General features: G+C 41.1%; 18 protein-coding genes and 1 tRNA gene. 12 read left to right on the plus strand and 7 right to left on the minus strand.

Translation table 11 applies throughout. The features are described 5' to 3' along the window. The first annotated feature begins 45 nt into the window (after window positions 1–45). Window positions 46–375, plus strand: a complete 330-nt coding sequence (locus TOL2_RS22595; protein ID WP_041279691.1) for a hypothetical protein — start codon at window positions 46–48, stop codon at window positions 373–375. Window positions 376–451: 76 nt separating this feature from the next. On the opposite strand, the gene TOL2_RS25065 is transcribed toward TOL2_RS22595, so the two are convergent. Then, window positions 452–616 (minus strand): hypothetical protein, encoded by a 165-nt coding sequence (locus TOL2_RS25065; RefSeq protein WP_158406164.1) that lies wholly within the window; start codon window positions 614–616, stop codon window positions 452–454. Between TOL2_RS25065 and TOL2_RS22600 the strand changes: the two genes are divergently transcribed. The 4 genes from TOL2_RS22600 (at window position 615) to TOL2_RS22615 (ending at window position 3,095) form a co-directional block, all read left to right on the plus strand. After that, a complete protein-coding gene (locus tag TOL2_RS22600) occupies window positions 615–908 on the plus strand; it encodes an integration host factor subunit alpha (protein ID WP_014959601.1) in 294 nt (97 codons plus the stop codon). The two genes, TOL2_RS25065 and TOL2_RS22600, sit on opposite strands and share 2 nt — an antisense overlap. After that, window positions 902–1,888, plus strand: a complete 987-nt coding sequence (locus tag TOL2_RS22605; protein ID WP_014959602.1) for an AcrVA2 family anti-CRISPR protein — start codon at window positions 902–904, stop codon at window positions 1,886–1,888. The genes TOL2_RS22600 and TOL2_RS22605 overlap by 7 nt, the downstream gene beginning before the upstream one ends. A gap of 241 nt (window positions 1,889–2,129) precedes the next feature. Continuing rightward, window positions 2,130–2,399, plus strand: coding sequence for a hypothetical protein (locus tag TOL2_RS22610; RefSeq protein ID WP_014959603.1), 270 nt, complete (start codon window positions 2,130–2,132; stop codon window positions 2,397–2,399). A 9-nt stretch (window positions 2,400–2,408) separates the two neighbouring features. Continuing rightward, complete coding sequence (locus TOL2_RS22615; protein WP_014959604.1) at window positions 2,409–3,095, plus strand: hypothetical protein; 687 nt, start codon at window positions 2,409–2,411, stop codon at window positions 3,093–3,095. A 295-nt stretch (window positions 3,096–3,390) separates the two neighbouring features. On the opposite strand, the gene TOL2_RS22620 is transcribed toward TOL2_RS22615, so the two are convergent. Then, a complete protein-coding gene (locus TOL2_RS22620) occupies window positions 3,391–4,476 on the minus strand; it encodes an IS91 family transposase (protein WP_014959605.1) in 1,086 nt (361 codons plus the stop codon). Then, window positions 4,473–5,348 carry a tyrosine-type recombinase/integrase gene (locus tag TOL2_RS22625; RefSeq protein ID WP_014959606.1) on the minus strand — a complete coding sequence of 292 codons (876 nt, stop codon included), beginning with the start codon at window positions 5,346–5,348 and terminating at the stop codon, window positions 4,473–4,475. Before TOL2_RS22625 ends, TOL2_RS22620 begins: the two co-directional genes overlap by 4 nt. A gap of 197 nt (window positions 5,349–5,545) precedes the next feature. Here TOL2_RS22625 and TOL2_RS22630 point away from each other — a divergent pair, with 197 nt between their 5' ends. The 7 genes from TOL2_RS22630 to TOL2_RS22670 all read left to right on the plus strand — a co-directional run bounded on the left by TOL2_RS22630 (window position 5,546) and on the right by TOL2_RS22670 (window position 11,946). After that, window positions 5,546–6,487 (plus strand): toll/interleukin-1 receptor domain-containing protein, encoded by a 942-nt coding sequence (locus TOL2_RS22630; RefSeq protein WP_014959607.1) that lies wholly within the window; start codon window positions 5,546–5,548, stop codon window positions 6,485–6,487. Window positions 6,488–7,339: 852 nt separating this feature from the next. Continuing rightward, on the plus strand, window positions 7,340–8,332 hold the full coding sequence (locus TOL2_RS22640) for a ParA family protein (protein ID WP_014959608.1): 993 nt from the start codon (window positions 7,340–7,342) through the stop codon (window positions 8,330–8,332). 647 nt (window positions 8,333–8,979) lie between these two features. Beyond that, window positions 8,980–9,246, plus strand: coding sequence for an HNH endonuclease (locus tag TOL2_RS26150; protein WP_158406165.1), 267 nt, complete (start codon window positions 8,980–8,982; stop codon window positions 9,244–9,246). Between the two features lie 302 nt (window positions 9,247–9,548). Further along, complete coding sequence (locus TOL2_RS22655; protein WP_014959609.1) at window positions 9,549–10,160, plus strand: hypothetical protein; 612 nt, start codon at window positions 9,549–9,551, stop codon at window positions 10,158–10,160. Further along, window positions 10,160–11,218 carry a hypothetical protein gene (locus TOL2_RS23945; protein WP_014959610.1) on the plus strand — a complete coding sequence of 353 codons (1,059 nt, stop codon included), beginning with the start codon at window positions 10,160–10,162 and terminating at the stop codon, window positions 11,216–11,218. The genes TOL2_RS22655 and TOL2_RS23945 overlap by 1 nt, the downstream gene beginning before the upstream one ends. Beyond that, window positions 11,215–11,739, plus strand: a complete 525-nt coding sequence (locus TOL2_RS22665; protein ID WP_014959611.1) for a hypothetical protein — start codon at window positions 11,215–11,217, stop codon at window positions 11,737–11,739. The genes TOL2_RS23945 and TOL2_RS22665 overlap by 4 nt, the downstream gene beginning before the upstream one ends. Window positions 11,740–11,751: 12 nt before the next feature. Next, complete coding sequence (locus tag TOL2_RS22670; RefSeq protein ID WP_014959612.1) at window positions 11,752–11,946, plus strand: hypothetical protein; 195 nt, start codon at window positions 11,752–11,754, stop codon at window positions 11,944–11,946. Window positions 11,947–12,244: 298 nt separating this feature from the next. Here TOL2_RS22670 and TOL2_RS22675 read toward each other — a convergent pair. The 4 genes from TOL2_RS22675 to glnA all read right to left on the minus strand — a co-directional run bounded on the left by TOL2_RS22675 (window position 12,245) and on the right by glnA (window position 15,183). Then, window positions 12,245–12,319 (minus strand) — tRNA-Glu (locus TOL2_RS22675). A 58-nt stretch (window positions 12,320–12,377) separates the two neighbouring features. Beyond that, window positions 12,378–12,584: a PLDc N-terminal domain-containing protein gene (locus tag TOL2_RS22680; protein ID WP_014959613.1), complete on the minus strand. Its 207-nt coding sequence runs from the start codon at window positions 12,582–12,584 to the stop codon at window positions 12,378–12,380. A gap of 11 nt (window positions 12,585–12,595) precedes the next feature. Then, window positions 12,596–13,468, minus strand: coding sequence for a lytic murein transglycosylase (locus tag TOL2_RS22685; RefSeq protein ID WP_232508006.1), 873 nt, complete (start codon window positions 13,466–13,468; stop codon window positions 12,596–12,598). Between the two features lie 302 nt (window positions 13,469–13,770). Then, complete coding sequence (glnA, locus tag TOL2_RS22690) at window positions 13,771–15,183, minus strand: type I glutamate--ammonia ligase (RefSeq protein WP_014959615.1); 1,413 nt, start codon at window positions 15,181–15,183, stop codon at window positions 13,771–13,773. Window positions 15,184–15,295 lie beyond the last annotated feature (112 nt).

Below are 15,295 nucleotides of genomic sequence, written 5' to 3' on the forward strand. Positions count from 1 at the left end.
CTTGCCCGGCTGAATCATGAACAGGGTTTCAACCGGCAGGAAGCCATGGAACATATCTTTAAAGTTTATCAAGAGACTGTTACATGTAACGCCACAAGAACGGAACAGCCTGGAGTGGAATATAACCCACAGACAGATGAATTTACAAATCTGACAAAACCGGATAAACCAGTTGAAACGGACCGGTCCATATTGGATCTTTCAAAAATTGACCCTCAGAATATGACCATTAAAGACCGTGACAAGATTGTATTCCAACTGTATGATGCATACCCGGAGAAAGGACAGGCCCAGGAACGAATTGATTTGTTGAATGGGACAGGCATTCTCTTGAATGGTCAGCCTTGGACAATAAAAAATATTCAGAGCAATTGAACCTTGCAAGGAAGAGGATGAAGAAATGAAACAGCTATTATTTTTGATATTGATTTTGCTTATGATGCTATCTTGTTCAGGGTGTGGGATACCTGATTTGCCCGGTCCTATTGGAATTCCAGGATTGTAGTTTCACCATGTCCAGGTCAAGTATCAATTCAAATCCCATCCTTGACAACAGCCCGACAAATAAAATAAATTCAGTGGCTTTTGGATAACTCAAACGGGAGGGGAATGGCATGGCACTAACCAAAACAGAATTGACTGAACGGCTTGCAGAAAGAACAATGCTGGACAACAAGGCAGCGCATGAAGCATTGGAAAATATCCTGGAAATCATGAAAGTCACTCTTGAATCCGGGGAAGATGTCATGATAAGCGGTTTTGGTAAATTCTGTGTCAATGAAAAGAAAGCCCGGAAAGGCCGTAACCCTGCCACGGGCAGCAGTATGACATTGCCGAAGCGTCGGGTGGTTACTTTTAAGTGTGCCGGGAAGCTGCGGGACCGGATCAATGGAGCGGAACAATGCTGATACCGGAACAACTCAATAAAACCTATATGACAGCATACCCTAATGCGGCGGATCAGGCTCTAATGTTCCGGGAAATGAAAACCACCGGTGAGCAGACATGGCCAGATTGGTGTTACCTGCCGGTTGCGGCTGCTTCTGCCATTGTGGTTGATGAAATTGAAAAGCGTGGCGTTGATATGGCCCAAGCTGCTTCGGATATCGGAAATCTTGCGGCAATACTGGCATGGATGCCGACAAAAAGCGTATATCGGTTTGATCCGGATCTCCTAAAAAGTCTTTGGGATGTCACCCTTGATAAAGATATTCCGGTTGATGTCCTCTTCAATCTGCCGTCATGGTGCTGTTATATTGATCTTGAGGGATTTGCACCAGCAGACCGGATGAAACTACACGGCTTCTTTGTGTACCTGGAGAGTGATGCCAATTCAGGAGGCCGGGAGATTAGACTCACGTTTGCCCGCCCTGGGGATGACGGTTCGGGGATTATGACACTACCATTTCACATTGATGACCAAACCAAAATAGGTGACATGCTTCAAAGCACACTTGATTTTTCAAATCCGTACCTGCCCAATGAACTCAAGGACCTTAAAAATTTTCAAGTTGACCAGGCTGATGCTGCCGAATTGTATAGTTCGTATTTTTCACTTGTGCTGTATTTATGTTCAGCCGACAGGGATATTATCCAGACATCAAAAGTCAGAAAGGTTAAGAAGTCTAAAAATCCGAAGAAAAAAAAGCGCCAGTTGCCTGTGGAGTATAGAGTCGGATCTGCAATCGGCGGAGCAATCAGGAGAGCAAGAGGCAGCAGCCAGGGTACCGGAGAAGGTACCAAGAAATCACCTCATATCCGCAAGGCACATTACCACACATACTGGACCGGAAAGGGCCGGAAAAAGCCCGTGGTCAAATTCATTGCGCCGGTTCCTGTCAACATTGGGGATGAACCTGTGGTGCCTATTGTGCGGCGGGTTAAATGACGGGCTTGAGATTAAATAGCAGGTAGGATTACGATTACCCATTGAAAAATATTCAATGCAATCTCCAGAGCAAAAAAACTGCAAAATTAAGGGTTTTTACCTATTTACGGACTTTGGATTGAGTGGTATGGAGTATATTTGATTTTTCTCGATAGTAGGCTTTTTCAAGTAATATCAGGGAAATTGACTTATTGATAAGTGGTTGGCTTCACAATAATACAAAGATAGAAAGGAGAAAATTTTGCCAGAACAAGATTTTATAAAAGCTATTTACGCATTAGCTGAAAAATTTAAAAAAGCACCTTTGACCCCTGATGAAAAAGCTAAGATTCTTAAAATTTTTAATTCTAAGAAAGGGTCAGCTTTTGAACGGGCAAAGGAGTCTATCAACGAGGCTATCGGTCATCAAATTATACTTAAACGTACCCAGGCCTCTGTTGATGATGCCGAAAGGTTACTAAATGATTTACAGTTAGCAGCAAGGAAATGGCAAAAAAGTAAAGGGAAATAACGCTTCTATATGAATGAAATTAAAAAAAAGATCTCAGAGAAGTTAATTGAATTCATAGACAAAAATTCTTTCTGGGACATTACAATATATTCATCTATTTTCGTGTTATTTTGTATGGGATCAGGGGCTTTTATATTCTGGCTTTGGAAACGTCACAAAATAAAGGCAGAAACAAATAAACTACTCAAGGAAACTGAAAAGCTTTCTCTCGAACTAGTTGAAAAAAAATTATCTTTCATAAAAGAAATAAAACCATATAAAGAAAATTACAGAAAATATTTCGAGTTGCTAAACCTATCATTAAGATCAACAACAGAGTCAGTAGCGAACCAGAACATTCAAGAACTTGATGAGAATAGGGAAGAAACGATAAGAATTTTTTGCAGTGATCTTATGCCTTCTTTCGTTGATTACAGCGAGGTTGCGATGTCGATTAACGATAAAGCGGAAAATAAATTTTTCTTTATCAATGAAGTTTTTCCGTTTCTTCAACTTGCCATCAAATTTATTAAAACCGTAAACATTAATTTTATACTTGAGACGGTTCAAAAAACTAAAATGGGTATCCGTAGAGAAACTCTAATATCTTTGTATCATATAGTGGAACCAAACTTGAGTGTTTGGTGGTTAACGCACCAATATAAATACAGAAAAACAAAAAATGAACTGCAAAAAGCCCAACAAATAAAGGATTAGTAACCGTGCCGAGGCACGAGGCTCGGTACTAATCCTATGGTTCAAGAAGCCGCGGATCAATAGGGGGAAAGGTTAACGATTTGCTGGATGTGTTTATGACAAGATGTGATTAAAATATCAAAAGATGGCCTTTATCCTGATGTAAAAATCAAAATTCAGGTCGTTTTCAGCCCTTAAAACCCAGGTCAAAAATTAAAATACCGTCAATTTGGCGTACGGATACTGAAGCATGTCGATAGTCATTTATCAGGCTGTTTTTAAAGTCGAGCAACACCGGGTAGTCAGTTTTGTGAAGTTATCCGGGCCTGCCTCTTGGTTCCGGCTTTGCAAAGAAAATAAATTTCAAATCATGCCCGCAATGGCTGCATTTAATACCCGGTATTTCAAGTTCCGGGATTTTAATAAAAAGAGCAATAATGTCATGGATGAATGAGATGAGTTCACGGATTTTTTCTATGGACAATGCGCTGTTGGGATTGAGAAATCCATAATGTCTAATTTTCATAAACCCTTTGGGAAGAACATGCTGCAAGAACCGTCGGATAAACTCCATGGCATCCAATGCCATAGTTTTCCACTTCTTTTTTTCACGGTCTTTATACAAAAATTTGATGACGCCATTTTCAATGCTTTTAATACGATTATTGGAGATGGCAACCCGGAACACATATTTTGAAAGATAGCGCAGGGAATTTTGTCCCTGCCCCACGGCCTGGCTGTCAATCACCCATTGCTGTTTCCATACTGCGGAATCAATTTTATCGAGCAGCCCGGCTTTTTTTATGGCATCTTTGAATTTGGCTTTAAAAATGACCGCCAGAGGTTTTGTGTGAACAAACAGATCCTGTCTGGAAGAAAGCCATTGGTCATTATCAGATAAAGCACCTCCGGGAATTATTATATGCAAATGTGGATGATACTGAAGCATGCCGCCCCATGTGTGGAGGGCTGCCAGATATCCGATTCGATCAGATCCGATAAACCGTGTATCTTGTGCCAGTTTTTTCAGGGCTTCATTGGTGCATGAAAACAGGGCACCATAAGATAATTTTTGATGAGACCTTACAACATCCCGCAGGCCCTGGGGAAGTGTAATGGTTAACAGGAAATAATAGGTCGGTAGCAGCTTTTTCATCTGCTGATCCAGCCATTGGTCCGCTTTACTCTGCTGACAGTTGGGACAATGACGATTGCCGCAGCAGAAGTGAATAAAATGCAGATTACGGCAGTCATCACATTCATACACCATTGTTCCAAAGGAACCCTTTCTGCAGGCACTGATATCCCGTATGGTTTTTTTATGAGACTTCGGCATTCGATCTCCATAAAGTGTCAGATATTTCGGCCCATACATTTGGAAGATTTTTTGAACAGCACTCATGACAACACCCCCTGCATGACTTTGGAAACTTTGTCATTGGAATCAACTTGGGCCTGTGTGGTCACATGCAGATAAATCATGGTGCTTTTAAGGGTTTTATGGCCTAATATTTTTTGCACATGGCGTATGGGGATATTAGCTTCCAGCAAATGCGTCGCATAGGCATGGCGGAAGACATGAGGGTGAACATGTTTTTTAAACTTCAGGCGTTTCAAAGTAGATCGCAAAACGCCTTGAACCCCACTGTCACTGACATGATTTTTGGCATATTGAGCGTCCTTACCGCCATTGCGGCCCAAAGCAGGGAATATCCATTTTGAATTGCGATGGGTTTTATAGTATTTGCGCAACGTCAACAGGGTTATTTTGAGTAAAGGCACCGTCCTGTCCATGGCACCCTTTCCACCGTGAATATGCACAAGTCCCCTGTCGGAAAGAATATCTTTGACCTGAAGTGTTGTTGCCTCCCTTAAACGCAGTCCCATGGAATATAATGTCAAATAAAATGCATGACTTTGCACAGTGGGAAGGGCATAAATAATCTTTCTGACTTCCTCCAGACTCAGAATAGTCGGTAAGGTCTGCTCACGCTTCCATTTGATGTCGTTGAAAATGTTCCAGGACCGGACCAGCGTTTTGGTAAAAAAATGCTGAATACCAGAGTAACTGATCCGCAGAGTAGCAGCGCTCCAGCCGAATTCATTCTGGCAGCAAAGCCAGTATTGACGGAGCTGTTCTTCAGTGATATCTTCTAATGGTTTATTGTAAAAGCGCTGTAGTCTTAAAACCGAACTGGTATAGGATTGAATGCTCCTTTTTGCATAACCGGCAAGTTGGAGATCTTCTTTAAAACGTTTGATTAAATTGCTCATGGTATCTTCCTTTTTTCTTTAACCTTGTCGGGTGAAGATACCGACCTGCAAGCCGGTAACAAGATACCATGAGCAATGGAATTGAACAATGATGATACGGCTTAATCTGCCGCGCAGCGGCTTACTTGAACAAGACTAATTCAGCCGACGCAAAAAACTGCGCCCATTGAAGAATGCGTTACCAATAAAGGGGAATTATGAATCCAAAAACATTCATAAGTCATGCAAGTGAAGACAAGGATCGTTTTGTAATAGATTTTTCAAGCAAATTACGGAGCAAAGGCATTGATGCTTGGTTAGATAAATGGGAAATGTTTCCTGGTGATAGCTTGGTTGATAAAATATTTGAAGAAGGCATTAAAAATGCTGATGCTTTTGTAATCATTCTGTCTCAGCATAGTGTAAATAAACCCTGGGTCAGGGAAGAGCTTAATGCTGGATTTGTTAAAAGAATAAGCATAAAAACTAAGATAATCCCGATTGTTATTGATGATTGCGAAGTGCCAGAATGCCTGAAATCAACATTGTGGGAAAGAATTCAAAATTTAGAATCTTATGATGAAAACCTTAATAGAATTGTCCAGTCTATTTTTGGTATTTCAGAAAAGCCTCAATTAGGAAAACCGCCAAAACATATTAAAACAGTAATTGATGTACTTCCTGGGCTAACGAAAGTAGATACTATTATTTTTAATCAATCTTGCAAAATAACTATAGAGAAGGGCGATAAAAATATTAATTTATCAGAAATATATGATTCGTTAAAAGAGTATGGGATTTCAGATGATGAAATAGAAGAATCACTGGAAATTTTAGATTCAAGAGGATTTATAAAGGCGCAAAGAGTTTTGAAAGGCCGAATTCCTTTTTTTTTAATAACTCAATACGGATTTGATTTGTATGCTCGAAAAAATATCAATGATTATGATCTTATTGTGAAAGAAGTTTGCTTAAAAATATTAAATGAAAATTTAATGGTAAACCACCAAATCGCTGAGGCTACTAACACTCCAATTGCATTAATAAATCATATTCTTGAGACAATTGAGAGAAAGGGTTTAGTTAAAACAATAAAGGCCCTTAATGGCCTTTATCAAGTTCACTATGTGTCTCCAGAATTAAAACGTATGTTTAGATAACAAAGTTGCTAATCAGGTAGTTGAGGGGGCTCTTTCATTACCCGCAACCCGAAATGAAGAATCTTTGTATTAAGCCTGATTCAGTATTTCAAATCGTTCTCATTTTCGATAATCAAAACTATCCCCGCCCGTTTCCCGGGATGCATGGAATAATAAAGCGATTGCCCCAGGGCTTTTTGACCTTCAATGAGATGAAAAGGGAGTCGCATTAGCTGACACCCCTGGGGTGGTTAAGAGTGTATCACAAAGTGACACCCCCAGGCCCGGCAAGGGGGTGCAGATATTACCCTCCCTGGGGGTAATTGGATCTGGTGATGAACCTGCCCTACCTAAATGGGAGATCAGCTTAAAGGGGGAGGATTCTCCCCTTTAAATAGGATTTGAATCCCCTTTAAATATCGGCACGAGATGCCGATTTGCTTCAGCCATATCAATAACTTCTTGATAGGCTTCATCGGGAACGTTGTTTTGGGCAAGAAGGTAAAGGGCTTTGGGTGCAATATCAAAATGCGCGACGTGTCTCGCATTTGGAAAGGCTTCAGCGGTTTAAATGAATTGCTGTGCAGTCCTTTCACTCCATCGAGACTCAGCCTTCAACCATGGCAGCCAGTTGCCGTGGGCGATGGTGTGATGCAAAAAAAAATGCAAAATTAAGGATTTTCCCTGATTTACTTATGTCGTTCGGGGTGATATGAGACTATAAATTGATTTTTTAGGTTGGGTATCATTCAAATTTACATGCTATCCAGGTCGGTAGAATTATTTTTTTATACTTTAATTTACAATTTCATATGTATTGGCGTATTAAGATATTAAATCAAACCCATTTACACATCAATATTGGAGCAATACATGAAAATTTTTTCAATTTTTAATAATAAAGGTGGAGTTGGTAAAACAACATATATGTATCACATTGCTCATCTATTAGCTAAAAAAGACTTTAGCGTATTAATTGTAGACTTAGACAGCCAATGCAATTTATCAGCATATTCAATTTCTGAATCCGATTTGGAAAAAAGCTGGAAAACAGATCGAGGAAATAGTATTTGGAACGCTATTGAACCTGTTTATGAACGTTTAGGTGATATACGAAAACGTCAACCTTCAATTGTAAATCCAGAATACCCAAACCTTTACATTATTCCTGGGGATGTTCTTCTCAGCAACTTTGAAGATTCATTAGGCGACTCTTGGAATAGCGCAAAAGGTGGAAACCCTGGTGATCTTAGAGTTCAATCCGCAATATATCGCTATATACTTTGGGCTTCTGAAAAAGTTAATGCTGATATTGTCATGCTTGACTTGGGTCCTAATTTGGGTGCACTAAATAGAGCCGTGCTTGCTATTAGTGATTACTTCGTTGTTCCAATGTCTCCGGATTTATTTTCTATCCGAGGGACACAGAATTTAGGCTCAAAGCTTTGTACTTGGCGTAAAGAATGGGACCAATGCAAATCTGCATATAACGGAGATGCAATTGAACTACCTACAGGCGCACCTGTTTTTCTGGGATATGTAATGCAACAACATAATATACGTAAAAATTCAAAAGGAATGACACGTGGCTGGTCAATTTTTGGCGATAAAGTTGAAGATGCTGTTAGACACAATATTATTGATCGATTAATGCCCTTAAATCAAGTACATGATTGGGGAACCAATAATTGGAATATTGGCAAAATACCAAATTTGCATAGTTTGATACCATATTCTTTGGAGGCGCGTAAGCCCGTCTTCGATTGTGCATACAAAGACGGTTTGACAGGGGCTCACATTACGACCGCAAAACAGTCAGTTAAGCATTTTGAGCCCATAGTTAATAAACTATTGGAAGTTGTATAATCGGGTAGTCCTCCACAACACCCTGCATGCGGATCTGCATAGCGTGGTTCATTAAGAATACCGGGCAGTGCAAATGTCCCCCTAATGCAGATTTTGTTTTCGGTTCATACTTGTGTTAACAAAGCACATATTAACAGGATTTACTTATATGGGTTTTTCTCCCCATAAGTTCACGTCCATGTCGGGCGTGAAAACAAATCGGGCGTGAAAACAAAAAAGAAAAGAAACGTATAATGGAAGAATCAGCATATGCTTTTAATCTAAAGCTCTTATGTGGCGGTTACGCATATTATTTAACATACACAATGTTTAATTCCTTTTCTAAAAACGCAAGGGAAGTACGAGAGCCTTCTCGGATTGACAGCAATCGTTTCATAGAGTCACTGGATGTTCTTGGGCAATCAACAATAATGATTAATAACGTAGAAGACTATAACACTTGGTTGTATTTGAAAAGGGCTGGGCATTAGTTCCAAGTGACTTAGCAAGAGCATTAATGCATCAATGGCTGAAAAAAAATCTTGTCTCACATCACCAGTAGGTATATTTACGGATGTCGAACTCGTATCTCCATCGAGTCTAAAAAGATCATACTCACAACAAAAAAAGGAATATGTGATTAAACGTGACGGAGGCACCTGTTTATTGTGTGGCGCACAAATAATCTAACCATACAGCACATTAGGCCTTATTCTAAAGGTGGTGAAACTTCATCAAGAAACATGGTTACACTCTGCAACGATTGCAATCAATCGCTCGGAGCCGAGCATCTTTATGAACTCTATCGCTTGGGCGGCTTGCATTATAATTATGATCCGTCTTTAATACATAAAAAGAAAATGGATAATACAGCCTTTTACAAGGCCGTTCAGTTTTCAAAGAATCTCATGCAAACACGGTGTGAAGTGTGGTAATCATGGCATGTGCTAATCGGGTAGACGGGGGGTTTTAATCCCCCCCCACTTGCTTTTATCAATTATCCCCATTCAGACCATTTAAATCCCAAATCCCAAAAACCCCTTGACACCCTGCCGGGAATCTAAGACAATAAAGACCTCTCAAAACGATGACGGTGAACCGGGCCGTAAATCCGGTATATTAATTTGTATGAGCAAGTCCAAATATAATTGGGGTATGGTGCCGGGAATCCGAAAGGACCGGAAAGGCTTTCATCGGCCTTGAGACACCTAACCCCCATTCTGTTTTGGAGTTACAAATGAACACTCATCACAAGTTCCAACCCTCTATTGATCAAGAGAAAACCGAATCCTCCACCAGTATCAAAGAAAACCTGTCTCAAGACAACCTCAGATACTACATGCTTTTTGACCGCAACCCGGAGAAACAAACGCTGAACAGGATTGACAAGCAGATTTTGAAACAGGTCCGGGGGGAGATCAAAAGCAAATACCCTGGGCAAGACCTTACTCCTTTTGCAAAGAAAATCTTTGAAGCGTACCGGTCAGGGTATGCGCTGGGGAAATCCTGGGTAACAAACAAAAACAAACGACTCAAGACAGACCATGACCCCGGTGGAATATTTCCGGGATCAGGAGACACCATGCATGACCGGATGCAGTTTGCCGAGTTTTTTATTCTGTATCTGGATGAGTGGTACCGTGAAGGCTACAAGCTGACTATAGGACCCAGGGAGGCCTACCATCTTTTCCGGGCGGATCTGCTGGCAAGCGAGGTCGAAGCCCGCAAGAAAGAGAACCTGGGGAAAGATGCCTATGAAATCAGCCGGGATGTTTTACGGTATCATTCAGCTTACATGGAGGAGAAAGCGTTGGCTGTCAAGGAAACTTTGAACAAGGGGGGTGTATAATGATTATAAGATTTGAAAAAAAAGGCAATTACACGACAATTCCCAATGAGATCCTGAACAACCCGAATTTAAGCGCCAAGGCCAAGGGAATCCTTGTGCAATTATTATCGAAACCAGATTCCTGGAGGCTCAATGTTAAATATCTGGTAAACACAAATAAAGAGGGGCACTATGCTGTCAGAGCTGCTATCAAAGAACTGGAAGATCAAAACTATATCCACAGGATTGTGACCAGGGAAAAAGGAAAGATCACCGGAACCGAATATCTTATCTGTGACCGGGTCACTTCCAGGGCGAATGCTGAGGCATTGTTTTGTGGATCTCCCTGCAATGAGAATATTGATCAGTACCCAGATTTAGGCAGTGGGAAAGAGCAAGCCCATCAGGAAAATGAACCCGCCGCATTGGATGAAAACTGTTTGGATTTGTGCAGTGATACCCCTTTACCGGGTAAAGAAGAAAATGAAACCGATATATCCCCCACCCCTGTGGAAATCACAGCCAGTAAAGAAACCCGCATTGAAGATAACCGCATTCAGGTTATTAAGATGCAGAAAACCACGCCTATAATAAATACTGATAATAAGCAAATACTGAGGGTAACAACTACTGCTACGCCGGAGCCGGAATCAAAACCGGATATCAAGACTGAAGCGGATCAGGTCAAGCAGCCGTCGTCGTGTTCATCGGAATCCCTTTGTGAACTTATTCCTGAAAAACACAGAAAGCCAATGGTGATGACTTTTGTTAACAGGGCCTTAAACGCCTATACAGCCCCTGAGATCAAAGAGGCCATTGCTTATACCGCCGGTAATGTCCGGGGCGGGTCTATGCAGTTTAAAGCATACCTGGATAAGACCTTGAAAAACAAATGGGCTGAAGGATATCTTGACTCCATACCGGATCAGCAGGAATTGTCATGGTGGGAACCGGGCGGCTTTAACGGTTTTTCCGGAAGAATGCCCAACGGGACCATAACCGGATCTGCCAGAACGGATTCCAACCTGATTGCATGTCAGCAATTCATTGAAAGTTACAGCAGGAGGGCCGAAGCATGAACAGCAAAGATATTGTAAGGTTTTCAGAAATCATGATGGGGCTTGCAGAGAACTATCCCGGTACAAACCTTACCCACATCGGCCTGCAGTTGAGATTTGAAGCCCTGAAAGAGTATGGCATTGACCATATCTCAAGAGCGGCAACAAAGCTTATCAAAACCCGGCGTTACCATTCCATGCCCACAACGGCGGATATCATTGAAGCCATGGACGGGGACCCCGGCAAGATAAGCATGGAGTACCGGGCAGAGATAGAGGCTGGGAAAGTTCTTGATCATTTGCGGGGGTATGGCAAAAATATTTTCCCTAAATTTAAAGATCCGATCACCAGACATTTGATGACCACCCGGTGGCGGTACAACTCATGGGCTGCATATGTGACGGAATCAGAGTTGAAGTGGTGGCAACGGGAGTTTGTCCGGGCGTATCTGGCCCATGCTGTCGGAGCCAGGGCGGGGTATTGTCTCCCTGGCGTGCCGGAACTCAAACGCCTTGCCCATGGCATTGGACAATTCATGTAATCGGAGGTGCATATGAACCTGTTTAAAATTACGCCCAAAGAGGCCGGAATATTGTACAGGGTTTTATGTGGTAATGATGCTGGTACCATGGACCCTGACCGGTATTATGATGCGGATCAATTAAACCGAACATTTGATAAGCTGCGGTTTGTGCTGATGGAGATCCGGGACCATGAAAAAATGGTATGCAGACATTGCAGACATTGAAAACTTAAAGTCTGCAAAAGAAAAAACCCGTTAATAAAGGCGATACAGATTTTGCAGACATTACAGACAATTTTTAGGGGTAATATTTAAAAAATATTCCCCATGCAAGGTAAGAGAGAATCAACCCGGTCATATTCTGGCCGGGTTTTTTATTGGCTGAAATAATATTGCGGATAGGGTTTGAAATGTTCAATATTTCCCAAAAACACTTCCAAAGGTTGGAAATGCGGTTGGAAAACTCAACACTACTAAAGCAAAAAGGGTTTCAGAAAGACCCTGAAACCCTTGATAGTCTAAGTGGTGATCCCACGGGGAATCGAACCCCGGTTTCCGGCGTGAGAGGCCAGCGTCCTGACCGCTAGACGATGGGACCACAAAAAAGTATCTATATCTATATCAAACTGACTTTATTGTCAAATAAAATTACCATCTTATACAAGTTTCTTTTTTTTGCCTTTTTTAAATCCGAAGATAAGATAAATCAGCCAACCAAAGATTGGAATAATGGCAATGAAATGCCAGATAATTTTTGCTTTTATTGACCCGAAATCCTTAAGGATAATATCAATCAAGGCCAGCATGGTCAGACCGAAAGATATGGCACAAATAAGCAGGATATAAAAAATGGTTTGGTCCATATATAAAATAGTTACCCTTTTAATTTGTCTGATATTTTTAATAATGTATCCACATAATAATTGCTGTGGTTGTACCGGAACAAGACCTTATGCTGTTTTTGTCTTGCAATTCCCGGTTTCCAGCCATGATGTTTCAGGTAATTGGCTACACTGAAAATGGCATCTGCATGGCTGAACAGATTTATTTTTCCGTCATTATTTCCATCTTTTGCAAGCTTCAGCGCATTGGAAGGCATAAACTGGGAAATCCCCATAGCTCCGGCATATGAACCCCTTATTTTTTCAGGCGAAATTTTTTCTTGTTCTGAATATTTGATGAGCGCTTTGAGTTCTTCATACCCCCATTGGGATCGCTGTTCAGCTTTTTTGATAAAGGTTGCTTTTTTGGGCTTTTTTTTGTCAGGGATGGCATTCCAAATTCTTTCCCTTAACCGTTTATCTGTCAAAGCAGCCATTGTGGCAAGCGTATTCATCACGATTCGTTTCCCAAGATATGTTCCAAGCCGTGTTTCAACAAGTAAAATAGCGGTGATAATAGTTTTATCAACCCCGTATATTTTTTGTGCCTGTTCAAGTGTTATTTTATGTTCGGTTATATATTTCAACGCATTCTTAATGGATTTTTTTGATGTAAACTGGTTATAATCAAGGCTTGACTCAGAATGGACAAAAAAAAGTGAGACACCGTCCGGATCAAAAAACACACTTTCCCTGGAAAACAAAGCATCCATCTTTTCTTTTTTAAACCCATCATGGATAAGCTGCCGTACCAATTTGTCAAACTCATTGCCTTTCTTTATTTCCTGCCCGGATAAAGGGGATGATAAAATGAAAAAAAAAATGAAAATCAAATATTGAATCAGCTTTGTTTGTAATGACGGCATCTTTATATCCATGGATATTTTGTCTGCTCCCCTTTTGTTTTTTACCCGAATACAGCGATCCGAGATTATCATCATAGGATCACAATTTATATCTTATATCTTATATTTTTTAGGATTGCATTAAAAAAATATAACCGGAAACGGCAGAAGGCTTTTTATAATCAGGACAAGCCGGAAACAGACAGGTTTTCTGATTTTCTTGCCAAAGCAACAGGAAACTTAGAGATTATACACTAAAAACAAACCACCCGGTTACGATAGGTGAACCGGGTGGTTGTAAGGTTTAGGCATGACAAAAAAGATTAAATGTCATAATAAAGATAAAATTCATGGGGATGAGGACGACTGATAACCGGATTGACTTCATTTTTCATTTTATAGTCAATCCAGTATTCAATAACATCTTTGGTAAACACATCACCTTTCAGCAAAAAGTCATGGTCTTCTTTTAACGCAACCAATGCTTCTTCCAGAGAACCGGGTGCGGATTCCATTTCAGCAAGCTCTTCAGGGGGCAGGTCATAAATATTTTTATCCATTGGATCGCCCGGATCAATTTTGTTCTGGATGCCGTCTATCATGGCCATTGCAATGGCTGAAAAGGCCATATATCCGTTGCATGAGGGATCAGGGGTACGAAATTCAATGCGCTTGGCCTTGGGAGATCCAGAATACATGGGCAAACGGATGGCCGCACTTCTATTTCTGCTGGAATATGCAAGATTAATAGGTGCTTCAAATCCGGGAACCAACCTTTTATAAGAGTTGGTTGTGGGGTTTGTTATGGCACACAGGGCTTTGCAATGTTTCATGATACCACCAATGGCGTAAAGTGCCTCATCAGACATTCCCGCATACTTGTTGCCTGCAAACAAAGGGTTCCCGTCTTTCCAGAAACTCATATGGGTGTGCATGCCGCTTCCATTGTCACCATATAAAGGTTTGGGCATAAAAGTGACAGTATGATCATATTTGGCAGCCACATTTTTAAGGACATATTTGAACCATGCAAGATTGTCGCCCATTTTTAACAGGGAATCAAACCGAAGGTCGATTTCAGACTGACCTGCTGTGCCGACTTCATGATGCTGACATTCCATGGTAATTCCAAGATCTTCCATTGTGAGCATCATCTCTGTTCTCATGTCCTGGTATTGGTCATTGGGAGGGAGAGGAAAATATCCCTGCTTGGAGCGGATTTTGTATCCAAGGTTTGGCATTTCATCAGCACCGGTGTTCCAATGGGCTTCCGGGGAATCAATCTCAAAAAAGGAGGCATGAGGTTCTGAAGCATACCGGATATTGCTGAAGATAAAAAATTCAGGTTCAGGGCCGACATAGATGGTATCTCCAAGTCCAGTGCTTTTTATGTATTGTTCTACTTTTTTGGCAATGCCCCTTGGGTCGCGGCTGTAAGCTTCCTGAGTGATGGGATCATGAATATTTCCGATAATGGCAAGGGTAGGCACCTTGAAAAAGGGATCCATTTTAGCGGTTCCGGCTTCAGGAATAACAAGCATATCAGAGTTATCAATGGCCTGCCATGCCCGCATGCTGGATCCGTCAAATCCAAACCCGTCCTCAAATGCGGATTCTCCAAATTCTCCAAGCGGAACGGAAAAGTGCTGCCATGTTCCGATGAAATCCATGTATCTGATGTCAACGATTTTTGCTTTGTTTTCTTTCGCCATTGCGATTACATCTTTTGGTGTCATGTCTAATTCCTTTCTTAACACGATGTTTTTTATATGAAAGAACTTATAACTGTTTGGAATCAAAGTCCTTTCGTTTTTTTTGTGGCGGCTCAATCTGCCATGGCCGGTGATA

It is taken from the genome of Desulfobacula toluolica Tol2 (genome assembly GCF_000307105.1).
Lineage (GTDB): Bacteria > Desulfobacterota > Desulfobacteria > Desulfobacterales > Desulfobacteraceae > Desulfobacula > Desulfobacula toluolica.